Genomic DNA, 21,874 nt, shown 5'->3' on the forward strand with positions numbered 1-21,874 from the left:
GTGCGCAGCGCTCCCGTGATCGTGGCCGCCCGCCGCACTCCGATCGGAACGCGCGGGCGGGCGCTGGCGTCCCTCGATGTCGCTGCGCTGGCCGCGCCCGTCGTCCGGGCCGCGATCGCCGACGCTGAGGACGCGCTGAGCCTCCCCGTCGACGTCGCCGACGTGGTGCTCGGCAACTGCATGGGGCCAGGCGGCAACCCGGCCAGGATCGCCGGCCTCGCCGCCGGGCTCGGCGTCGGTGTGCCCGGCGCCACCGTCGATCGGCAGTGCGGGAGCGGCCTCGCCGCCGTCCTGGACGCCGCGGCCGCCATCGCCGCGGGGGACGAACGCCCGCGCGTGGCCGGGGGCGTCGAGAGCGCATCCACGGCGCCGGTCCGCTCGATCGACGGCGTGCCGTACGAGCGGGCGCCGTTCGCGCCGGCCGGGTTCGCCGACCCCGACATGACCCGCGCGGCGGAGGACCTGGCCGTGGCCGACGGCATCCCCCGTTCGCGGCAGGACGCGCACGCGGCGCGCAGTCACGCGAGGGCACGGGCGGCCCTCGCCGCCGGCCGGTTCGCGGCGGAGCTCGTGCCCGTCGGGACGCTGCGCGCCGACGACGCGATCGGCGGCGCCGAGCCGCACCTCGCCCGGCTGCCCGCGCTGTTCCCCGATGGCACGCTGACCGCGGGGACGGCGACCCGTATCGGCGACGGCGCGGCGGCGGTTCTCGTCGTCCCGGCGGGCACGGCCGGTGCGGCGCGCGCGCCGGGCCTCGCCCTCCGCGCCTCCGCCGTCGTCGGCTGCGACCCCGCGCTCCCCGGCATCGGGGCCGCGCCGGCCGTGCTCGCTGCCCTGGAACGGGCGGGCGTCGGCATCGGCGATGTCGCCGCCTTCGAGATCGTCGAGGCCTTCGCCGCCCAGAGCCTCGCGGTGCTGGACCGGCTCGGTATCGCGGACGACGACGCCCGGGTGTGCGCGGACGGCGGGGCGCTCGCCCTCGGCCACCCGTGGGGCGCGAGCGGGGCGGTGTCGGTGGTCCGGCTGTTCAGCCGGCTGGTGCGCGCGGGCGCCCCGGCCGGCACGCTCGGCGTCGCTGCGGCCTCGGTGGGTGGCGGGATGGGCGTCGCGGCGGTGCTCGAGGTCGTCCGGTGAGCGGCGGTGCGGGGCTGCGACTGCGGGACGTGCGCGTGCGGCTGGGCGACGCCGACATCCTGAACGGCGTCTCGCTCGAGCTGGATGCGCGCACGGTCGCGGTGGTCGGCGAGAACGGCTCCGGCAAGTCGACGTTCGCCCGGCTGCTCGGCGGACTCGTCCCGCGCACCGCGGGCGAGCTGAGCGTGCTCGGGTTCGATCCGGCCCGGCAGGCGTCCGAGCTGCGCCGGCGCACCGCCCTGGTCTTCAGCAACCCGGACGCGCAGATCGTCATGCCGACCGTGGCCGAGGACGTCGCGTTCTCGCTGCGACCGGAGCGACTGCGCCCGGCCGAGGTGGACGCCCGCGTCGCGGCTGCGCTTGACCGGTTCGGGCTCGCCGCGCTCGCGGACCGGCCCTCGCACGACCTCTCCGGAGGCCAGAAGCAGCTCCTGGCGCTGTGCGGCGCGTTCGTCCGCCGTCCCGAACTGGTGATCGCCGACGAGCCGACCGCCTACCTCGACGCGCGCAACGCCCGCCGGATCGCGCACCACCTGTTCGAGGACGCCGACCACCGGCTGGTGCTGGTGACGCACGACCTCGCGCTGGCGGAGCGCTGCGACGCGGCGGTGCTGTTCGCCGGCGGCCGGGTCGTCGCCCTGGGCTCGCCCGCGGCCGTGATCGCCGAGTACGAGGAGCTGCTGCGGTGCTGAGCCTCTACCGGCCGGGCAGCGGGCCACTGCACCGGATGCCCGCGGGCCCCAAGACGATGCTGCTCCTCGCCCTCGTCCTCGCGGTGTCGCTGCTGCCGCCGGCGTGGTGGGCGGCGGCAGTCGCCGCCGCGGTGTGCGTCGCCGCGTACGCCGCCGCAGTACTCCGTGACGGGATGCTCGGGATGCGCGAGCTCGGCCGGCAGGTCTTCGCGGTGCGCTGGGTGGTGCTGATCACGGTGCTCGGGCAGCTGATCTTCCTGGGGCCGGAGCCGGCCGTCGCCAACACGACGCGGGTGACCGCCGCGATCGTGCTCGCCGGGCTTCTGGTGCTCACGACCCGCGTGACCGACCTGCTCGACGCGGTCGAGCGCGGCCTGTCGCCGCTGAGGGTGTTGCGGCTCGACCCGCAGCGCGCGGCGCTGCTGCTCACCGTGACGCTGAATACGGTTTCGGTGCTCGCGCGCCTCGCCCGCGACGTGCGCGAGGCGCAACGCGCCCGGGGCGCCCGCGGGGGCCTGCGAACCTTCGCCGTGCCGTTCCTGGTGGTGGCGCTCAAGCACGCAGACGAGCTCGGCGACGCCCTCACGGCGCGGGGCGTACGGTGAACGGGATGCCCGAGACCGCCGGACCCGGCCGCCCCGCCGTCCTCGGCCCGACGGTCGACGACGAGACGCGCTGCATCCACTACCGGACGCCGCTCGACGTGGTCGCGATCGAGTTCGCGTGCTGCCGCGAGTTCTACCCGTGCCACCTCTGCCACGCGGAGGCGGCCGGGCATCCCGCGCAGCAGTGGCCGGTGTCGGAGCGCGGCGAGCGCGCCATCCTGTGCGGCGTCTGCGGGCACCTGCTGACGATCGCCGAGTACCTGGACGCGGACGGCTGCCCCGCCTGCGCCGTGCCGTTCAACCCGGGCTGCGCGCTCCACGCGCACCTCTACTTCGAGGTGTGAGCCGCGCCGGCGCTGCACGATGTGGCGCACATCGTGACTGACGCGGCGTGAGAGCCGCGAGTTGGCGCACATCGTCGCTTCGCGCGCGATCTCACGGAGCCGGGAGGGCGTACTCGGAGCCGGAGCGGGTGCGCTCGACGAGACCCGCATCCACCAGGCGGCGCCGCAACGCCGCGGGGTCGCCGGTGAGGCCGGCCAGGCGCCCGGTCAGCTCGCGCTCGCCCAGCACCTCGGCCGGGCGCAGCGTGCGCTCGGCCACCCAGCGCAGCAGCTCGTCGCGGTCGGCGGCCGAGGAGGGGTAGCGGTCGATGCGGCCGTCGGCGTCGAGGAAGCGCTGCACGCCGGTCGGTCGTGACCGGCCGCCCGCGGCGAGCGCGGCGCGGATCCCCGACTCGGAGACCGCCGGGCCGTCCCCCGCGTCGGAGACGAGCCCCGCCGCCAGCAGCGTCTCGAGAGCGCGCCGCTCGCGGGCGCCCTCCCCGAGCGGCAGTCCGAGCGTTATGCGCGCGAACGCGGTGCGCGCCTCCTGGTTGGCGAGGGCGGCGAGCATCCGCCGCCAGTCGTTGTCGGCCATCCCGTCACCCTAGCCGCGGATCAATGCCGGGTGACGTTCCGATCCACCCAGTCCCGCAGCATCCCGAGGGGCGCGGCCGCACTCACGCCGAGTGCGGTGAGCGAGTACTGGACACGCGGCGGAACCTCCGGAAAGACCTCCCGGTCGACGAGACCGGCGTCTTCGAGCTTCTTCAACGTGGCAGACAGAACCTTAGGGCTGATCCCCTGCAGGCCCCGCCGGAGCTCGCCGAAGCGCAGTGGGCCGTCCTCGAGGAGCCCGATGGCGAGGGCGGACCACTTGTTGGCGAGCACGTCCAGCATCTCCCGGCATGGACACGCGGCCGCGTACACGTCGTTGCGGTCGCATGCGTCCGTCGCAAACTGTTCGGCAAGGAGCGTCATGGAGTCATCCTAGCCGCCGATATCCGAAGGGTATCGGCTCTGACCTGCATTTTCATGGTTACCGCGAGGTAACTTGGTGCCCTTGCGGGTAACCACGTCCCCTCGTGCATCCTGCCGTCATGACAGAGAAGAAGGACGTCAGGGCGGTCGGCCAGATCGCCGCGTTGCCGATCACGAACTCACGCAGCCTGGTGGCCACCACGATCCCCGCTCCCGTCCCGGGCCCCCGTGATGTCGTGGTCGAGGTCGCCGCGGTGTCCGTCAACCCGGTGGATGTGAAGCTGCGCGGCGGCGCCGAGCCCGACGGCGGCGTGCGCATCCTGGGTTTCGATGCGGCCGGGGTCGTGCGCGCGATCGGTGACGATGTGACACTCTTCCAACCGGGCGAAGCCGTGTACTACGCCGGGGCGATCGACCGCCCGGGAAGCAACGCCGCCGTTCAGGTGGTCGACGAGCGGATCGTCGCCCGAAAGCCCGCGACGCTGTCGATGACCGACGCCGCCGCCCTTCCCCTCACCGCTTTGACCGCGTGGGAGAGTCTGTTCGACAAGCTGCGCATCGAGGAGGAGGCGACAGGCACCCTGCTCATCGTCGGCGGCGCCGGCGGCGTCGGCTCGATGGCGATTCAGCTGGCGCGCGTCCTCCGGCCCGGCGTGCGGGTGATCGCCACCGCGTCGCGGCTCGAGAGCGAGGCCTGGGTTCGGCGGCTCGGTGCGCACGACGTCGTCGACCATCGCGGCGATCTGGCCGCCCAGGTCACGGACATCGCTCCCGACGGGATCGATTGGATCCTGACCACCAACTCGGCGGGACAGCTGCCGGTCTACGAAGCGATCCTCCGCCCGTTCGGGCAGATCGTCGCCATCGACGACCCCGACCACGTCGACGTGGTCGCGCTCAAGGCCAAGGCGCTCAGCTGGCACTGGGAGTTCATGTTCGCTCGCTCGCTCCACGGCGCGCGGGACATGATCCGCCAGCACGAGATCCTCGCCTCCGTCGCCCGGCTGGTCGATGCCGGCGAGGTGCGCACCACCGCGACCACCGTCCTTCGACCGATCGACGCGGCGACCCTCCGCGAGGCGCACGCCCTCGTCGAGAGCGGACACGTCATCGGAAAGGTCGTCGTCACCGACGAGCCGGCCGTCTGACACCAGCATCCCCCGAACTCCGGCACCGGCCGGGCACACGAAAGGAAACACCATGTCCATCACCCTCGCCCACGCTCAGCGCATCATCGCGGCCGCGGACGCCAAGGCCACCGAACTCGGTGTCCCGTCCTCGATCACGGTCCTCGACAGCGGCGCCCGAATGGTCGCCTCGATCCGCCAGGACGGAGCCCCGCTGATCTCGATCGAGTCGAGCTTCGCCAAGGCCCGCACCTCGATCTTCTTCGGCGGCGCGGCGTCCGGGGATCTGGCGCCCGCCATCCAGCCCGGCGCGCCGCTCTACACGCTCGCCGACGCCAGTGTCGAGCACCTCGCATTCATCGCTGGCGGCATTCCCCTCGTGGACGCGACGGGGACCCTCATCGGCGCCATCGGCTCCGGCGGCGGCACCCCCGAGCAGGACCTCGAGATCGCGACGGCGGCGCTCGCCGCGCTCTGATCCACCGCACGAGGATGGGGCACCCGCGCTGAGCGGGTGCCCCATCCTCGTGCGCCATCGACGGCCTCTCAGTGGTACCGCAGCGCCGACCATCGCGTGACGGACACGGACCTGACAAGGTCGGACCCGACGAGCGGGTCGTTCGAGACGAAGCCTGCGGCCGCATCCTCATCCGCGAACACAGCCATGGCGTGGCTGGCATCGGTGGTCCCGATCATCAGCAGCCGCCCGTCCGCTCCCATCCGGTCGGTGTTCGCCCGGTGAGCGCCGTACGCCTTCACCACCAGTTCCGTATCCTCCGGCCTCCAGCCGTACGCGACGACCCAGAGGTCGCGCCTCTCCGGCTCAGGATGCGAACCGGGCACCGAGTCCCCCATCGACGTCCCAACTCGCACCGGTGACGAACCCCGCCTCCGGTGAGACGAGGAAGGCTGCGACGGCAGCGACCTCCTCCGGCCGCCCGATCCGACCGAGCGGGTGGATGTCCTGAAGGTGCTGCCACGCCGCGTCGGCATCGGGCCGGTCCCGATACTGCTGCACCATCGGCGGTGTCTCGATGTAGCCGGGGCACACCGCGTTCACGCGGATCCCGTCCGGGGCGAGTTCCAGCGCCATGGACCGGGTCAACCCCAGCATGCCCGCCTTCGCCGCAGCGTACGGGAAGAGCCCGCGACGGGTCAGGCGGGCGTGGATGGACGCGATGTTCACCACGGCTCCGCGTCCGGTGGACCGCATCCCGGGGAGGGCAGCCCTGGTCATGAGCCACGCGGCCTTCAGGTCGACGGCCATCAGTGCGTCCCAGTCCGAGGATTCGAGGGTCTCCACCGTGGCCGGGCGTCCGACGCCCGCGTTGTTCACGAGGGCGGCGACCGGCCCGAGGGCCGCCTCCACCTCGGCGACGGCTTCCGGGATGCGCAGCTCGTCGCTCACATCGCACTGCACGAACCGGTGCGGTGCTCCGAGCCTGTCGGCGGCCGCCCTCCCGGTCTCCGCCGAGCGGCCCATCACGGCCACCCGCCAGCCCTGCCCCGCGAGGGTGGACGCGATGGCGAATCCGATGCCCTGGGTCCCGCCGGTGACGGCGGCGACGGGACCCTCCTCGTGGATCGTCATGCCCGAGCGGAATTGGTTGTCGCAGCGGACGCCTCCTGGGCCTCGATGTCGGCGAGCCGCTCGCGGAGCGCATCCCGGACGATGCGGAACGAGTCGCTGCCGGTGATCAGGCGCAGCGGCGCCGGCGACTGGTCGACCGTGGCGATGATGGCCGCCGCCACCTTCGCCGGGTCACTCACCGAGGGCAGTGCGGGGTTCTGGATGCCGCGGCTCATCGCCGCGGGCGTCCCGTCATAGGCCGCCATGGGCTCCGGCAGGCGGGACCCGCCGACGCGGAAACCCGTCGCCGCGCTTCCCGGCTCCACGATCGTGACACCGATCCCGAACGGGGCGAGGTCCTTCGCATTCGCCTCCATGAACCCTTCGACACCCCACTTGCTCGCGTGGTAGAGCGATGCACCCGGGTTCGTGGCCTGACCGCCGTAGGTGGAGAGCTGGATGATCCGGCCACCGCCCTGCTCCCGAAGGTGTGGCACCGCGGACCGGAGGATCTGGATCGGCCCGACCAGGTTCGTGCCGAGCTGGTGCTCGATCTGCTCATCCGTCAGCTCCTCGGCGGCGCCGAAGAGGCCGTAGCCTGCGTTGTTCACGATCACGTCGATCGTGCCGAGCTCCGCGAAGGCGCGCTCGACCACGGACCGGATCTGCGTCGTGTCGGTCACGTCCAGCTGGGCGGTCCAGATGCGGTCTCCGTAGCGCTCGACCAGATCGTCCAGGGCGGCCGTGTCGCGTGCGGTCGCCGCTACGCGATCGCCACGCTCGAGCAGTTGTTCGGTCATCAGCCGGCCGAATCCGCTGTTCGAACCGGTGATGAACCACGTGCGCTGAGCCATGTGTGTGTTTCCCTTCCGTGTGCCGGCCCCATCGGCCGGCGTCGGGATCCATGCTCGGCGGCCGCCGAAACCGCAGGAAGACCGGCCCGACACTGGTAGTCGGAGGGACAGGCTCGCGTTCCCTCCGACCGGGTTCCCCGGCCTACGCTGATCTGCATGGAGTCCCGCAACCTGCTCGGCGACTTCCTCCGCGCGCGCCGAGAACTCGTCCAGCCCGAGGATGTCGGCCTCACCGTCGGCCCACGCCGGCGCGTGCTCGGCCTGCGCAGGGAAGAAGTCGCCATGCTGGCCGGCATCAGCGCCGAGTACTACCTCCGGCTCGAACAGGGACGCGACAAGCACCCATCGGAGCAGGTCGTCGAAGCGCTGGCGCGCGCCCTCCAGCTCGACCATGAGGGACTCACCTACGCGCTCACCCTCGCCCGCTCGCGGACCGGGCCGACCAGACCCGCCGCCCGCCCCACGGAACGGGTTCCCGTCGGCACCCGGCTGCTCCTCGAGTCCATCAACGTGCCCGCGTTCGTGATGAACCGGTACCGCGACGTCGTGGCGTCCAACCCGCTCGCCGTCGCCCTGGAGCCGTCGCTCCACGTCGGAGCCAACCGGATCCTCTCGCTCTTCACCGATCCTCAGGTGCGCGCCTACCACCCGGACTGGAGCCAGAACACCGCGAGCGTCGTCGCGCAGCTTCGCGCCGACATCGGCGCCGATGACGACGACCCTCGCTTCCAGTCGCTCGTCGGCGAACTCTCCATGAAGAGCGAGCGGTTCCGCCAGCTGTGGGCCCGCCACGACGTCAAGGTGAACGGGTCCCCGAGCGGGCTGATCGACCATCCCGTCGTGGGCGAGCTGACCCTCCTCCGGCAGAAGTTCAGCATCGTCGGTGCAGACCGGCTGACCTTCGTCGCGTATCACGCCGAGCCGGGATCGGTGTCGGCGGAACGCCTCGCGATGCTCGCATCCCTCTCCGCGCCATCGCCGATCCCGGATGCCACCGAACGCACGCGCCCCGGGCGGGAGTGAGAGGACGACTCGCGCGAAAAGGGAGGATCCCCGGGGCGCGAGCGTCCCGGGGATCCTCCCTACTGCGTTGGTGTCAGCTGGTTACTTCAGCAGCCACTGCCCGATCCAGCCGAGCAGCCAGTTCCAGACCAGCTCCCACACCCAGTGGCCGTTGGCGTTGCCGTTCGCCACCTTCAGCGTGTCCCAGCCGATGACGGTGTTGGCGCTGTCCTGAACGTCGAGCTTGTGGTCTCCCTTGGCGAGCGGCTTCGGCAGCGTCAGGTGGAGGACGCCGTCCGCCGGCACCTGCACCCAGCCGTTGCCGACGCTCTGCGGGGTGGAGTACACCCACACCGAGACCCACTGGCCCGCGCGCTGCTTGCCGACCGTGATGTCGATCGGGTCGCCCGCGTGGTACGCCTTGTCCTTGAAGCCGACCTTGCCCTGGAGGGCCTTGGTCAGCTTCGACTCGGCCTGGGCGACCGGGTCGGACGTCGGCTTGCCGCCGGTCGGAGCGTCCGCGACGGTGAGCGGGATGCGCACCGTCGTTCCCGACTCCTTCGCCGTCAGCACGAGCGTGCTCGCGCCGGCAGCGTTCGCCGGGACCGTGAAGCTCACGGTCGCCGAACCGGTCGCGTCCACCGGCACCGTGCCGATGACGGCGGAGCCGCCCCAGCTCAGCTCCAGGGACGTGTTGGCCGGGCTGCCGAGGCTGGTCAGGTTGAGCTTCTGCACACCGAAGCTCACCTGCTGGCCCTGCTTCAGCGTCGTGGTCGGCACCCCGGTGACGGAGACGCCGCGGCGCTCGAAGCTCGGCGACAGCGGGCTGTGCGCGGAGATGTAGCCGATCCACGCGTCCCGGTCGATGAGGCCGGAGTCGCGGGTGTCCTTTCCGGCGGCGAAGGCGCGGAAGTTGTCCCCGCCCTGCAGCAGGAAGCTGAACGAGCCGATCCGGTACGACTTCGCCGGGTCGATGGGCGCTCCGTTCACGAGGATGCTCGTGATGCGGTCGCCCTCGGCGCGGGTCACGTCGTACGTGTAGCTGACGTTCTTCGACAGGCCGAGGTTGAGGAACGGCCGGCTCGGCACGGTGCCGTCCGCGTTCCGCTGCCACTGCTGCTCGAGCGCCTCCTTGAACTGCGCACCGGTGAGGGTGGTCGTCCAGAGGTTGTTCACGAACGGCAGGACGGCGTTCGCCTGCGCGTAGGTGACCGTGCCGTCGGTGCCGTACAGCAGCTCGGACCGCAGACCGCCGGGATTGACCACGCCGATCTCCGCGCCGCCCTTGTCGGACGGTGAGAGGGTCGACAGCAGCGAGTCGGCGACGAGGTTGCCCAGGGTGGACTCGCTCATCCGGTCGTCGCGCGCACCGTTCAGGTACGCGGTCGTGATGTCCGCGGTGACGGAGCCGACCTTCTGGCTGCCGATCACATCGGCCGCGGCGAGCGCCTTGTCGACGATCGTCTTCACCTGCGCGACCCGCGGGTAGGCCGCGACGAGGGAGGCGTCGCTGTCCGTGGTGCGGGCGACGTTGCGGTCGGTGTGTCCGGTGACCTTCTTGGTGTCGCCGTCCACCGTCAGCGTGATCTGGCCGATGTTCTCGCCGTAGCTGCCGGTCTGCACGATCGGACGGGTGGCGCCGTCGACACCGGGCACGGGGCCCTCCCACGCGTACTGCTTGTGGGTGTGACCGGTGAAGATCGCGGAGACCTTCGCGCTGGTCTTGGTGACGATGTCGGCGAACGCTCCGCCGGCCGCGACCTCCTGCTCCAGCGTCGCGCCCTCGGGCTGACCGAAGCCGGCGCCCTCGTGGTACTCGGCCACGATCACGTCGGCCTCGCCGTTGCCGGGGTCGCCGTCCGTCAGCTGACCGGCGACGCGGTTGACCGCCTCCACCGGATCGCCGAAGTCGAGCGTCGAGACGCCGCCCGGGGAGACCAGGGTCGGGGTCTCCTGCGTGACTGCGCCGACGACGCCGACCTTCACGCCGTTCACGGTGAACACCGCGTACTCCGGCAGCGCCGGGGTCTTGGTGCCCTTCTCGTAGACGTTCGCGCCCAGGTAGCCGAAGTCGGCGGCGTCCTTCACGCGACCGGTGAGGTCGCTGAAGCCCTTGTCGAACTCGTGGTTGCCCACGGCGCTCGTCTTCAGGCCCAGCGCGTTCAGCACGTCCAGGGTGGGGATGTCGCCGGCCGAGGCCGAGGCGAACAGGGAGGCACCGATGTTGTCGCCCGCGGAGAGGAAGAGGGTGTTGCCCTCGCCGCCCTCGGCCTTGAGCTTCTCGATCGTGCCCGCGAACTTCACCGTGTTGCTGTCGATGCGACCGTGGAAGTCGTTGATGTTCAGCAGGTTCAGCGTCACCGGCGCGGCCTTGAGGCCGAGCCCGATCACGATCGGGTCGTGGTCGCTGGAGCGATACGGTCCCGCCTCGTAGAAGTTGGTGACGTTGTAGTTGTAGCGGCTGTACTCCAGCGCGACGGACTCGACGGAGTTGATGTTCCACACGTCGGCGCCCGTGATCGCCGTGTTCGCGGCGGGGGACGCGAGCACGTGGTCGAGCGAGCCGACCGTGCCGCCGAAGGAGTAGGTCGCCTTCGCGGTGCGAGTGCTGACCTGGTCCACGTAGCCGGCGTCGGTGAGGACCTTGATCGGGTCCTCGTTCAGGTACGCGTTGAAGTCGCCGATCAGCAGCACCTTGTCGAGCCCCAGCGTCGCCTTGCGCTCGTCCGCGAACGCGACCAGCGCGTGCGCCTGCTTCACGCGCGAGGCGTTGGATGCTCCCTGACCGTCGCCCTGGTCCGCGTCCTCACCGGTGCCGGAGCCCTTCGACTTGAAGTGGTTCACGATCGCGATGAACGCCGACGAGTCCGCGCTGCCGACCCTCTTGAAGGCCTGCGCGAGCGGCTGCCGGGCGTTCGAGAACGCGGCGTCCTGCAGGATGCGCGACTCGCCGACCGGGACCGCGGCGGCCTTCTTGTAGATGAAGGCCGTGCGGATGACGTCCTCGGTGGACGGCACGGACCCGGGCGAGGGCACGTATGCCCAGACCTCGCTGCCCGCGGCCGCGTTGAGCGCCGAGACCAGGGTCTTCAGCGCGTCGTCGCGGTCGAGGCCGAAGCGCGCCGAGTTCTCGATCTCCTCCAGCGAGACCACGTCGGCGGTGAGGGCGTTGATCGCGGCGACGATCTTGTCCTGCTGCCGCTTCAGGTTGGTCGCGTCGGCGGCGCCACGGGCGTCGCAGCCGCTGTTGACCGTGATCTTGTTGCCGTCGCGGTCGGTGTAGAACGTGCATCCCGACAGCTGGTCGCCCGTAGTGGTGAAGTAGTTCAGCACGTTGAACGTGGCAAGGCGCAGGTCGCCTCCCACGTTCTCCGGGGCGGCGGTGCGGGTGTTGCCGAAGCCGACCGGCTGGACCGTCGCGGCGTTCGCCGGGGTCAGCTCGGCGGTCGGCTGGAACTTCCAGGCGTCGTTGCGGTAGTCGAGCACGACCGGCTTGGTGAACGTGACGGGGGCGCCGACGCGGACGGGGTTGCTCAGCGAGAGGTACGGCAGCGGCTTGGACTTGTTGGCTGCGCTGAGGAAGTTGGTGGAGGCGCCGTCGTCGAGCGTGACCGCGCGGGCTGCGTTCGCTGCGACCGCGGCGGTGTACTCGGCGGTGCCGGGGCGTGCGGTCTCGGTCGGCTGCACGAGCGGCTTGTCGCCCGCCGCGAGCCCGATTTCGCCGTACTGGTTGGCGGAGTAGACGTCGGTGACGGTGAACGCGCCCTGCGGTGCGATCAGCATCCCCTCGAGGCTCTCGCGCTGGGCGGCGGTGGCCGGCAGCGCGACGGTGGCCGGGGTGGGAGCGGTGACGCTGCTCGCGTCGAGCGCGTCGACCTTCGTCGCGGTGACCTCGGTGAGCCCGTTGTACTCGCTCACCGCTCCGGTGACCTGCACGTAGTCGCCGGCCTTCACCTTCGCGGCGTACGAGGATCCGTACACGAAGACGGCGTCGGAGGCCGTGTGCGTCGCGAGGTCGACGGCCCCGCCGGTGCCCGGCGTCTGGATGTAGAAGCCGTTGAAGCCGCCGGTCGCGTAGTTCGCGGTGACGACGCCGACGGTGGTGACGGTCTGGCCCGCCTTCGGGCTGGTGTCACCGGTTCCCTGGATGTCCGCGATCGTCACGGTGCCGGGCGGACCGGGGTCGGTTCCCGTTCCGGGGTCGGTGCCGCCGTCGCCCGGGTCGCCGGGATCGGTGGCCGTCGCGGCGTTCTGGGGCGAGATCGTGGCGCTGAGGGAGACGTCGGCGCTGTTGTCGTCGGTGTCTTTGAACGCGGTGCGGTTCAGGGACTTCACGTCCGTGTTGCCGGTCGGTGCCGTGGCGGCCTTGGCGCCCTCGAAGGTGTTCGAGGTGCCGTACCCGATCAGGTCCGCGACGCCGGCGTTCCCGGTGACGGAGCCCGTGGGCAGGGTGAGCGCTGTGGCGCTCTTCGCGAGGATGAGGGTGCCGGTCGTCCCGCTCGGGTTCAGCGCGTTGCTGGCGACGTCCGGCGTCGGCAGGGCCGCGCCGTTGGTGCCGTTGGACGCGCCGGCGACCAGGTAGTAGCCCTTCGCGGCGATGCTGCCGGTGAGGGGAACGACACCATTGGCAGCCCCCGTCCCGGTGGCGGAACGGTACTGGACGCTCCAGCCGCTGAGCGAGACGGCGGCGTCGCCCGGGTTGTAGAGCTCGACGAACTTGTTCGTGTACGCCGCACCGGCGCTGCCGCCGGACAGGTAGGCCTCGTTGATGACGACGCCCGCGCCGTCGGTGCTGGCGAACGCCGGCGTCGCGGCGAGGGACCCGGCGGCGAGCCCGGCCCCGACGGCCAGGGCCGTGACAGCACGCCACAGCGTGCCTGTTCTGGTTGACATCTCTCTCCTCGGTCGGAAGGGGAACTCGTGCGAGCCCGCGGTCACCTTATGGATCGCAGAAAACCGCCCGCTGTCTCTTGTGTGAACGTACAGAAAACTCGTTCGGGGGTAGACCGCTCATTTGAGCAGACGCGCGCGGCTAGCCCTTTACGCGCGACGGGGCGGGCCTGCCCCGGCGCGTCGTCCGCCCGTGCGCCATGATGGGAGGCATGCGGATCGACGAGATCGCCCAGTTTCGGGCCCTGGCCGCCGAGGGCCACCTGGCCCTCGCCGCCGAGGCGCTCGGCGTCTCCCAGTCGACGCTCTCCCGCTCGCTCGCGCGTCTCGAGGCGGAGGCCGGTGTCGAGCTGTTCGACCGGCGCCGGGGGCACCTGGAGCTGAACCAGTACGGCGAGATCCTGCTGGCCCACGCGACCCGCGCGGAGGCGGAGCTCGAGAACGCGCGCGCGCGGATCGACGCCCTGCGTGATCCCAAGGCCGGGACGGTGTCGCTGGCGTACGTGTCCTCGTTCGGCGGCTGGCTCATCCCGCGCGTTGTCAGCGAGTACCGTGGGCTGTTCCCCGACATCCGGTTCGTGCTGCGCGGCGGCACGGCGGACACTGTGCTGGATGCGCTGCGCGAGGGCGCGGCGGACCTCGCGTTCCTCAGCCCCGACCCGCGCGATCCCGAGATCGACTGGCAGCCGCTGACCGCGGAGCGGCTCGTGCTCGGCGTGCCGGTGGGGCACCCGCTGGCGGAGCGCGACCGCGTGACCGTCGCCGACCTCGCCGGCGTCGACCTCGTCGCGCTTCGCCCCGGCTCCGGCCTCCGGCACATCGCCGACGCCTACTTCTCCGCGCACGGCGTCGTGATGGCGCCCGTGATCGAGGTGACGGAGCTGGCGACGCTGCGCGCGTTGGTGCGCGACGGCGTCGGCGTCGCGCTCATCCCGGACACTCCAGCAGAACCGGGCATCGTCGCGGTCCCTCTCGCCGACGAGGCGACGCGGGTGATCGGCATCGCCCGCAACCGCGGGCGGTCGGAGTCGGCGGCCGCACGGCAGTTCGCACGCTTCGTGCGCGAGGAGCTCACGGCGCTCTGAGCGGTGACCGTCCCCGTTCGGGACGTTTGCCCCCTGCTCGAACGGTGTCGCTCGTACCGAACAGGGTCAGTCGCTTGGCTCGCGGCGACCCTCGCCGGGATTGATCGATGCGGACGATCGGGCCGAGAAAGCGCAGCGATTGGAATCGCTGAATCGGCGGGCGTACCATTTTGAGGTCCCGGACAGCGGCGTCCCTCCGCCCTGCACACCCGGGAGCATCCCATCGCCACCGCCACCGAACTCCGCGTCGAACTCGTCATCCGCGACCGCCTGGGCTCGATCACCACGCTGATCACCACCCACGGCGCCGTCGATGCGCAGACCGCTGCCGCCGAGATCGACCGCGGCGCCGTCTCCTACGTGACCGGTCCGGACAGCTGGGTTCGCGCGCGGATCAAGACGATGCACGGTCTGGGCGGCCGGTACCTCTTCGCCAACTGGGACGGCACCGGCCGCAACAACCTGCACGACCTGTCGTCGCTGGAGGCGACCAGGTGGGTGGCGGTCTGCGCGCCGGAGACCCGTGGGCTCTGGTCGCGCATGCGCCGGCTCGTGCGCCGGAGCGGCCAGGACGCCTAGCGGCCCCCTATCGGGCCACCGGCAGGATCACCCGCCACAGCCGGTCGACGTCCGCCTGCAGTCCGTCCAGGCCGCCGCGCTCGTCGGCGATCATGTACGCGCCGAAGAAGCCCTGGACGGCGACCGCCGCGATGTCCTGAGGGTCGGCGGCGGAGTGGAGTTCGCCGTCCTCCGCGGCCTGGCGCAGGTAACCGGCGACGATGCCCGCCCACTGCGCGTAGGGGTCGGCGCCTGGCTCCGGCGGGAGCACGGTCTGCGACAGCTTGAGCGCGGCGCGCACGCGGACATCCTCGACGAAGATCGTGGCGACACGGCTGGTCAGCTCGGTGACGGCGGCGAGGCCGCGCAGGCCGCTCGCCTCGACGGACTCGACGATCCCCGGCCAGTCGACGTGGTCCTCGGCGACGAGCGCACCGGCCAGGTCGAGCTTGGAGCGGAAGTGGAAGTACACCGCGCCCTTCGTCAGGCCCGTGCGCTCCACGATGCGCTCCAGCCGGGCTCCCGAGAACCCGTGGCTGTCGAATTCCTCCGCGGCGGCGTCGAGGATGCGGGCACGGCTGCGTTCGGCGCGCTCCTGGCGTGGCATGGGGCTCCTCGATCCGTAGGCTTGCGGTTCGTTCGGTCCCCCGCGCAGAACACTAGCGGTCGGAGGGCGCCGGAGCCGCGGCGGCGGCAGGGACACGCCGTGCCCCCGCGCGCGCAACCGTGCGGTCGACGTCCCGCCAGCCCTGCAAGCGCCGTGTAAGCGCGCTGAAAGCCGGCGACGGGATGATCCGATCATGACAACAACGGGCAGCGTCACCTCCCAGGACGGCACGACCATCGCCTATCGCACGACCGGCGCCGGCCGCGCGCTCGTCGTCGTCCCCGGCAACAACCGCATGGCGCACGACTACGACCGGCTCGCCACGGCGCTCGGCGACGCCTTCGCCGTGACCGTGATCGAGCGACGGGGACGCGGCGCGAGCGGGCCGCAGGGCGCGGACTACGCGCTCGACCGGGAGGTGGAGGATCTGGCGGCGGTGGCCGAGGCGGTCGGCGCGAGCGACGTCTTCGGGCACAGCTACGGGGGCCTTGTCGCGCTGGTCGCGGCGCGCGCCGGCCGGATCATCCACCGCCTCGCCGTCTACGAGCCGGGGGTGTCCATCGACGGCTCGTTCGACCTCTCCTTCCGCGGCCGGTTCCGGGAGCTGCTCGGGCGCGGCAAGCATGTGCGCGCGATGGCGCTGTTCCTGCACCGGACGCGGCTGCTCCCGTTCGGCTGGACGCCGTACCCGGTCTGCTGGGCGCTGTCGGTGCTGATGGTCGGCCGCCGCGGCGAGATGCGCGACCTGATGCCGACGACGCCCGCGGAACTCGACGAGGTCGCCCGCGCGGACGGCGACGGCATGGCATACGCCGCCATCACGGCCGACACCCTCCTGGTCGCCGGAACCCGCTCGCCCGGCTACCTCACCGGCGTGCTCGAGCCGCTGAGCAGGATCATCCCCCGCTCGCACCGCGTGTCGCTCGACGGCGCCGACCACAATGCCCCCGACGAGAGCGCGCCGGAGCGGGTGGCCGTGGAGCTGCGGCGGTTCTTCGCCTAGCGCGGCGACCGCCGGCCATCGGCCCGCAGCGGAGATTGGTGCCGAATGTAGCGAATTCGTGCACGAAAGCGGACATTCGGCACGAATCGGGAGGCGCCGCCGGGCGTCAGCAGGAGTCGGCGAACAGCCGGCGCGGACGCTCGGGGTCGGCGTCGTCGAACATCACCGAGGCGACCTCGCGCGGGGCGCCGAGCGGGTCCTTGCGGCCGGTCGACACGAACGACCAGTCGGCGTCGCGCTCCGGGTCGTGCTCGACCCACACCGAGAAGTTCCAGAAGCCGTGGAAGGCGTCCTCCAGCAGGTGCTCCCCGTCGACGACCAGCACCCCCTCGCCCGCACGGAACGGCGCGACGACCGACTCCCGGAAGGCGTCCGGGCTCATGCCGGTCGCGACGCTCGTCCGCTCGACCGTCTGCCCCTCCGCACGCAGGGCGTCCGCGAGAGCATCGGCCGCCGCGGCGCGGTCAGCGCCGGGGACCCCGGTGACCGCCACGAAGCGCGGTCCGCGCCGGTAGTGCTGCAGGAACTCGGTGGCGACGCCGTCGAAGAACGCCGCCCTGTCGGTGGTCACGCTGCCCATGGCGCGAGTATCCCACCCGGGAGGGTGCGAAGCCAGCCGCGGCAGGCGCCGCGACCGAGCAGATCTGGAGAAGCGCACCTCCCGCGTGGTTCCCTAGGTTGGATGCAGCCGGCAGACGCCGGCGCACACCAGGAGGGGAAAGCGCATGGCCACGACGGACAAGGCGGCAGGGGCGAAGTCGTACGAGGGCTTCACCGAGGACGAGCGCGACGCGATGAAGCAGCGCTCGCGCGAGCTGAAGTCGTCGAAGAAGGCGACGCCGGAGACGCAGCTGGCCGAACTGCTGGAGAAGATCGCGACGTTCGACGACACCGACCGGGCGCTCGCCGAGCGCATCCACTCGATCGTCCTGGAGGCGGCGCCCGAGCTCACGCCGAAGCTCTGGTACGGGATGCCCGCCTACTACCGGGGTGCCAAGAACATCGTCTTCTTCCAGCCGGCCGCCAAGTTCAAGGCGCGCTACTCGACGCTCGGCTTCAACGACGCGGCCGCACTCGACGACGGCACGATGTGGCCGGTCGCATACGCGATCACGACGCTGACGCCCGAGGACGAGCAGCGGATCGCGGAGCTGGTGCGCCGCGCCGCCGCCACCGAGGGCGCCCCCGGCGCCGGGAGCTGACCGCCGGCGTCGCTCAGCGCCTCGCGCGGCCCAGCATCCTGCGCAGCGCGAGCCGCCACCGCGGCGTGCGTCGTACCGGCTGCGCCGGCACGCTTGCCGTCGGGACGTAGACCACCGTTCCGCAGCGGTCGCACACGTCCACATGCTCGTGCACCGCGAGTCCCGCGCCCATGTACGGGTTCCGCACCCTGGTCAGCGGGCGCCCGCAGGAGGGGCAGTCGTTCGTGCGTTCCATGACTGCCAGAACTGTACCCGCACCGCTGGCCCCTTCCGGCCAGGCGAGGCCCGGCCTACCCTGATGGGATCGGCTCCGAGCGGTGGAGAAGGAGCAGCACATGGACACCAGCCCCGACGACGGTCTCCGGCCGCCCGACGCGGTCCCCGAGGTCGCCGACGACCAGGCGGTCGGCATGGTCAGCATCCCGCCCGAGCGCGTGGCGGAACTGGAGGCGCGCGCCAGGGAGTTCGTCGCCGAGCTCGCCGCGGCCGACCCCGACAGCGACGCGTTCCGCCGCAAGATCGCCGGGTTCTCGCTGCTCGGCGATGCGGAGATGCGCGCGTCGAGCGACGCCTCGCGGCAGCTGCTCAGCCGCCCGGCCGCCTCCCTCGCCGCCGCGCGTGGCAAGCAGGTGCCGTCGGACCCGCAGTACGGCGTGATCCGGACCCTGCAGCAGCTGCGCGCCACCGTCAGCGACTTCGACCCGCAGCACCTGACCGGACGCAACCGGATGCTCGCCCGCCTCCCCGGCGGACGGCGACTGCGGCAGTACGCCCAGCGCTTCGAGTCTGCGCAGAAGCAGCTGGACGCGATCGTGGAGTCCCTCGAACACGGCCAGGAGTGGCTGCGGCGCGACAACGTCGACATCGAGAAGGAGCGCGCTGCACTCTGGAAGACGACCGAGCGGCTGAACGAGTACGTCACGCTCGCGGCGGCGCTCGACGAGGCGACGGTCGCGCGCGCCGGCGACCTGCGCGTCACCGACCCCGACCGCGCGACGCGGCTGGAGAAGGAGGCGCTGTTCCCGATCCGCCAGCGCCGTCAGGACCTGACAACGCAGATCGCGGTGTCGGTGCAGGCCTACCTCGCGCTGGACGTGATCCGGCAGAACAACGTCGAGCTCATCAAGGGCGTCGAGCGAGCGAAAACCACCACGGTGTCCGCCCTGCGCACGGCGGTCGTGGTGGCCCAGGCGCTCGAGAACCAGCGGCTCGTCATCGACCAGCTCGGCGCGCTGCACCAGAGCACCAACGCCCTGATCGGCAGGACGGGCGAGGTGCTGCGCGAGCAGACCGAGCAGGTGCAGAAGGAGCAGACAACGTCCGCGGTGGATGTGGAGGTGCTTCAGCGCGCGTTCGACAACGTGTTCGCGACCATGGACAGCATCGACACCTACCGCAGCAGGGCGATCGACAGCATGGCGACGACGGTGGATGCGCTCGAGCGCCAGGTCGCCCGCTCCCGCGGCTACCTGCGGCGCTCGCGCAACTCGGGATCGGGCTCGGGGGCCGGGAGCGTCTGACCCGCCCGCACCTGCGTACGGCATCCTTCGTCTCCGTCTCCGGGACCGCGTCCTTCGCGATCTCACACAGGCCTCCCAGTGGGCGACCGTTGCGCGAACGCACAGGCAGCGTTCAATGGGCGGCAGGCACGAGGTGAGGAGACACATGGACCTGAGTGGGAAGAGCATCGTCGTCACGGGCGGCAACAGCGGTATCGGCGCGGCCATCGTGCGCGCGCTCGCGGCGGCCGGCGCGAGCGTCGTGATCGACTACGTGTCGCATCCCGAGGACGCGGCGGACCTGGTCAAGGAGATCACGGCCGACGGCGGCCACGCCATCGGGGTCGACGCCGACGTGTCGACGATCGCCGGCCTGAGCAAGCTGGTCTCCACCGCGGTCGACGAGTTCGGGAAGCTCGACGGCTTCGTCAACAACGCGGGCATCGAGGACCGGCACAGCCTCCTGGAGGTGGACGAGGAGTCGTTCGAGAAGATCATGACGGTCGACATGAAGAGCGCCGTGTTCGGCACCCAGCTCGCGGCCAAGCAGTTCATCCAGCAGGGCACCGGCGGCGTCGTCGTCAACGTCTCGTCGGTCCACGAGGACTGGCCGATGCCGGGGAACCTCATGTACTGCGTTGCCAAGGGCGGGATGCGGATGCTCACCCGCACCGCGGGCGTCGAGCTCGGCCCGCAGAACGTGCGGATCGTCAACGTCGCGCCCGGGGCCGTCGACACCCCGATCAACGAGGAGACCATGAAGGACGACTCGATGCGCCAGAAGCTGGAGAACTCCATCCCGCTCCGGAAGGTCGCCGACCCGGCCGAGATCGGGGACGTCGTGGCCTTCGTGCTCTCCGACGACGCGCGGTACATCACCGCGACGACGGTGTTCGTCGACGGCGGCATCATGCAGGGAAGCGTTGGCCTGTGACGGCTCGCCGCATCGAGGACTACGCGATGATCGGGGACCTGCACACGGCGGCGATGGTCGGCGCCGACGGGTCCATCGACTGGCTCTGCCTACCCAGGTTCGACTCCTCCGCCTGCTTCGCCGCGATGCTCGACGACGAGTCAGCCGGGCGCTGGCGCATCGCCCCCGTCGGTGCCGGACGCTGCACGCGGCGGCGGTACCGCGGCGACACGCTGATCCTGGAGACCGAGTGGGAGACGCCGGAGGGAGCGGTGCGGATCACCGACTTCATGCCGGTGCGCGACCACGCGGCCGACCTGGTCCGGATCGTGGAGGGCCTCTCCGGCACGGTCACCATGCGGCTGGAGCTGGTGCTGCGCTTCGACTACGGCCACGTCGTGCCGTGGGTCACAGCCGAGGACGGCGGCATCCGCGCGGTCGCCGGCCCGGACGCGGTGCTCGTCAGCTCCCCCGTTCCGCTGGAGGGGCGCGACATGCGCACGGTCGCCGAGTTCACCGTGGCGGCGGGCGAGACGGCGCCGTTCGTGCTCACCTGGTTCCCGAGCCACGAGCCGGAGCCGACGCCCGCCGATGCCGAGGGCGCGCTCGCGGCGACCGAGCTGTACTGGGACCGGTGGAGCGCGCAGAGCGCGGTGTACGGTCCGCACCGGGACGCGGTGCAGCGGTCGCTGGTCACGCTGAAGGCGCTCACCTACCAGCCGACCGGCGGCATCGTCGCGGCGCCGACCACCTCCCTTCCGGAGCAGCTCGGCGGCCCGCGCAACTGGGACTACCGGTTCTGCTGGCTACGGGATGCGGCGCTCGCCCTGCAGTCGCTGCTGACCGCGGGGTACACGGACGAGGCGCGCTCCTGGCGCGACTGGCTCGTGCGCGCCGTCGCCGGCGACCCCGCCGACCTGCGCATCATGTACGGGCTGGACGGTCGCAGGCGGCTGCCGGAGGAGACCATCCCCTGGCTGCGCGGGTACGAGGGCTCGTCCCCGGTGCGCGTCGGCAATGCGGCGGCGGAGCAGCTGCAGCTGGATGTGTGGGGCGAGGTGCTCGACGGCCTTGCCCTCACCAGGACGACGATCGGCTCCGGCGACGACGACGCGTGGGCGGTGCAGCGCGCCCTGCTCGACCACCTCGCCGAGAACTGGACGGAGCCGGACAACGGGCTGTGGGAGATGCGCGGTCCCCGCCGGCACTTCACGCACTCCAAGCTGATGGCCTGGGTCGCGGTCGACCGGATGATCGACGGCGTGCGAAGCTTCGGGCTGCCGGGGCCGGTGCGCTCGTGGGAGCGGCTGCGCGCGCGGATCCGGCGGGACATCCTGGCGAACGGCTACGACGAGAAGCGCAACACCTTCGTGCAGTCGTACGGGTCGAAGGAGCTGGACGCCGCGCTGCTGCTCATCCCGAGGGTCGGCTTCCTGCCGCCGGACGACCGCAGGGTGGTCGGGACCATCGACGCCATCCAGAGGAACCTCACGGAGGACGGCCTGGTGCTGCGGTACCGGCCGGGCGCGAGCGACGACGGGCTGCCGGGCGGCGAGGGAGTGTTCCTCGCCTGCTCGTTCTGGATGGTCGACGCGCTCATCGGGGCCGGCCGCCGCGACGAGGCGGAGACCCTCTTCGACCGCCTGCTCGGCCTCCGCAACGACGTCGGCCTGCTCAGCGAGGAGTGGGACCCGCACGCCTCCCGGCAGCTCGGCAACATGCCGCAGGCGTACAGCCACTTCGCACTCATCCGGTCCGCGTTCCATCTGCTCGCCGGAGGGACCACCACCACGCAGGACCGCATCCCCATCGCCACACGGAAGGAGTGAGAG

At 71.7% G+C, this 21,874-nt stretch carries 23 protein-coding genes; 14 read left to right on the forward strand and 9 right to left on the reverse strand.

The annotated features are described in order from the left end of the window. From AAME72_RS02940 to AAME72_RS02955, 4 genes are read left to right on the forward strand one after another with little or no spacing between them, the layout of a single operon-like run. The gene (locus AAME72_RS02940; RefSeq protein WP_348788743.1) at positions 1–1,134 is read left to right on the forward strand and encodes a thiolase family protein; all 1,134 of its coding nucleotides are present in this window, start codon (positions 1–3) and stop codon (positions 1,132–1,134) included. After that, positions 1,131–1,826: an ABC transporter ATP-binding protein gene (locus AAME72_RS02945; protein ID WP_348788744.1), complete on the forward strand. Its 696-nt coding sequence runs from the start codon at positions 1,131–1,133 to the stop codon at positions 1,824–1,826. The genes AAME72_RS02940 and AAME72_RS02945 overlap by 4 nt, the downstream gene beginning before the upstream one ends. Continuing rightward, positions 1,820–2,431: an energy-coupling factor transporter transmembrane component T gene (locus AAME72_RS02950; protein WP_348788745.1), complete on the forward strand. Its 612-nt coding sequence runs from the start codon at positions 1,820–1,822 to the stop codon at positions 2,429–2,431. The genes AAME72_RS02945 and AAME72_RS02950 overlap by 7 nt, the downstream gene beginning before the upstream one ends. Positions 2,432–2,436: 5 nt before the next feature. Beyond that, complete coding sequence (locus tag AAME72_RS02955) at positions 2,437–2,775, forward strand: CHY zinc finger protein (RefSeq protein WP_348788746.1); 339 nt, start codon at positions 2,437–2,439, stop codon at positions 2,773–2,775. A gap of 91 nt (positions 2,776–2,866) precedes the next feature. On the opposite strand, the gene AAME72_RS02960 is transcribed toward AAME72_RS02955, so the two are convergent. Together AAME72_RS02960 and AAME72_RS02965 are read right to left on the reverse strand one after the other, a co-directional pair. Further along, entirely contained in the window at positions 2,867–3,349 is a 483-nt protein-coding gene (locus AAME72_RS02960) for a DUF2087 domain-containing protein (RefSeq protein WP_348788747.1), read from the reverse strand. 20 nt (positions 3,350–3,369) lie between these two features. Beyond that, positions 3,370–3,732, reverse strand: coding sequence for a helix-turn-helix domain-containing protein (locus AAME72_RS02965; protein ID WP_348788748.1), 363 nt, complete (start codon positions 3,730–3,732; stop codon positions 3,370–3,372). 119 nt (positions 3,733–3,851) lie between these two features. Here AAME72_RS02965 and AAME72_RS02970 point away from each other — a divergent pair, with 119 nt between their 5' ends. Beyond that, positions 3,852–4,880: a zinc-binding alcohol dehydrogenase family protein gene (locus tag AAME72_RS02970; RefSeq protein ID WP_348788749.1), complete on the forward strand. Its 1,029-nt coding sequence runs from the start codon at positions 3,852–3,854 to the stop codon at positions 4,878–4,880. A 52-nt stretch (positions 4,881–4,932) separates the two neighbouring features. Continuing rightward, the gene (locus AAME72_RS02975; RefSeq protein ID WP_348788750.1) at positions 4,933–5,337 is read left to right on the forward strand and encodes a heme-binding protein; all 405 of its coding nucleotides are present in this window, start codon (positions 4,933–4,935) and stop codon (positions 5,335–5,337) included. A 68-nt stretch (positions 5,338–5,405) separates the two neighbouring features. Here AAME72_RS02975 and AAME72_RS02980 read toward each other — a convergent pair whose 3' ends face one another. The 3 genes from AAME72_RS02980 to AAME72_RS02990 are packed head-to-tail and all read right to left on the reverse strand — an operon-like array spanning position 5,406 to position 7,283. Then, positions 5,406–5,702 (reverse strand): YciI family protein, encoded by a 297-nt coding sequence (locus AAME72_RS02980; RefSeq protein ID WP_348788751.1) that lies wholly within the window; start codon positions 5,700–5,702, stop codon positions 5,406–5,408. Next, positions 5,683–6,450: an SDR family NAD(P)-dependent oxidoreductase gene (locus AAME72_RS02985; RefSeq protein ID WP_348788752.1), complete on the reverse strand. Its 768-nt coding sequence runs from the start codon at positions 6,448–6,450 to the stop codon at positions 5,683–5,685. Before AAME72_RS02985 ends, AAME72_RS02980 begins: the two co-directional genes overlap by 20 nt. Continuing rightward, positions 6,447–7,283, reverse strand: coding sequence for an SDR family oxidoreductase (locus AAME72_RS02990; protein ID WP_348788753.1), 837 nt, complete (start codon positions 7,281–7,283; stop codon positions 6,447–6,449). Before AAME72_RS02990 ends, AAME72_RS02985 begins: the two co-directional genes overlap by 4 nt. Positions 7,284–7,439: 156 nt before the next feature. On the opposite strand from AAME72_RS02990, the gene AAME72_RS02995 reads away from it, so the two are divergent. Next, entirely contained in the window at positions 7,440–8,306 is an 867-nt protein-coding gene (locus AAME72_RS02995) for a helix-turn-helix transcriptional regulator (RefSeq protein WP_348788754.1), read from the forward strand. Positions 8,307–8,387: 81 nt separating this feature from the next. On the opposite strand, the gene AAME72_RS03000 is transcribed toward AAME72_RS02995, so the two are convergent. Then, positions 8,388–13,178 (reverse strand): ExeM/NucH family extracellular endonuclease, encoded by a 4,791-nt coding sequence (locus AAME72_RS03000; protein WP_348788755.1) that lies wholly within the window; start codon positions 13,176–13,178, stop codon positions 8,388–8,390. 209 nt (positions 13,179–13,387) lie between these two features. Here AAME72_RS03000 and AAME72_RS03005 point away from each other — a divergent pair, with 209 nt between their 5' ends. Further along, positions 13,388–14,260, forward strand: a complete 873-nt coding sequence (locus AAME72_RS03005; RefSeq protein WP_348788756.1) for a LysR substrate-binding domain-containing protein — start codon at positions 13,388–13,390, stop codon at positions 14,258–14,260. A gap of 360 nt (positions 14,261–14,620) precedes the next feature. Further along, the gene (locus tag AAME72_RS03010) at positions 14,621–14,839 is read left to right on the forward strand and encodes a hypothetical protein (protein ID WP_348788757.1); all 219 of its coding nucleotides are present in this window, start codon (positions 14,621–14,623) and stop codon (positions 14,837–14,839) included. Between the two features lie 7 nt (positions 14,840–14,846). Here AAME72_RS03010 and AAME72_RS03015 read toward each other — a convergent pair whose 3' ends face one another. Beyond that, positions 14,847–15,425 (reverse strand): ScbR family autoregulator-binding transcription factor, encoded by a 579-nt coding sequence (locus AAME72_RS03015; protein ID WP_348788758.1) that lies wholly within the window; start codon positions 15,423–15,425, stop codon positions 14,847–14,849. A 193-nt stretch (positions 15,426–15,618) separates the two neighbouring features. Here AAME72_RS03015 and AAME72_RS03020 point away from each other — a divergent pair, with 193 nt between their 5' ends. Further along, positions 15,619–16,428, forward strand: coding sequence for an alpha/beta hydrolase (locus tag AAME72_RS03020; RefSeq protein ID WP_348788759.1), 810 nt, complete (start codon positions 15,619–15,621; stop codon positions 16,426–16,428). A gap of 106 nt (positions 16,429–16,534) precedes the next feature. Here AAME72_RS03020 and AAME72_RS03025 read toward each other — a convergent pair whose 3' ends face one another. Then, a complete protein-coding gene (locus AAME72_RS03025) occupies positions 16,535–17,008 on the reverse strand; it encodes a hypothetical protein (protein WP_348788760.1) in 474 nt (157 codons plus the stop codon). Between the two features lie 145 nt (positions 17,009–17,153). On the opposite strand from AAME72_RS03025, the gene AAME72_RS03030 reads away from it, so the two are divergent. Next, positions 17,154–17,630: a DUF1801 domain-containing protein gene (locus AAME72_RS03030; RefSeq protein WP_348788761.1), complete on the forward strand. Its 477-nt coding sequence runs from the start codon at positions 17,154–17,156 to the stop codon at positions 17,628–17,630. Between the two features lie 13 nt (positions 17,631–17,643). On the opposite strand, the gene AAME72_RS03035 is transcribed toward AAME72_RS03030, so the two are convergent. After that, positions 17,644–17,865, reverse strand: a complete 222-nt coding sequence (locus tag AAME72_RS03035) for a hypothetical protein (RefSeq protein WP_348788762.1) — start codon at positions 17,863–17,865, stop codon at positions 17,644–17,646. Between the two features lie 100 nt (positions 17,866–17,965). Between AAME72_RS03035 and AAME72_RS03040 the strand changes: the two genes are divergently transcribed. The 3 genes from AAME72_RS03040 to AAME72_RS03050 all read left to right on the forward strand — a co-directional run bounded on the left by AAME72_RS03040 (position 17,966) and on the right by AAME72_RS03050 (position 21,871). Further along, positions 17,966–19,150 (forward strand): toxic anion resistance protein, encoded by a 1,185-nt coding sequence (locus tag AAME72_RS03040; RefSeq protein WP_348788763.1) that lies wholly within the window; start codon positions 17,966–17,968, stop codon positions 19,148–19,150. A 145-nt stretch (positions 19,151–19,295) separates the two neighbouring features. Then, positions 19,296–20,063, forward strand: a complete 768-nt coding sequence (locus tag AAME72_RS03045) for a glucose 1-dehydrogenase (RefSeq protein ID WP_348788764.1) — start codon at positions 19,296–19,298, stop codon at positions 20,061–20,063. Further along, complete coding sequence (locus AAME72_RS03050; RefSeq protein WP_348788765.1) at positions 20,060–21,871, forward strand: glycoside hydrolase family 15 protein; 1,812 nt, start codon at positions 20,060–20,062, stop codon at positions 21,869–21,871. The genes AAME72_RS03045 and AAME72_RS03050 overlap by 4 nt, the downstream gene beginning before the upstream one ends. Positions 21,872–21,874 lie beyond the last annotated feature (3 nt).

Source organism: Leifsonia sp. NPDC080035 (assembly GCF_040050925.1).
Taxonomy (GTDB): Bacteria; Actinomycetota; Actinomycetes; order Actinomycetales; family Microbacteriaceae; genus Leifsonia.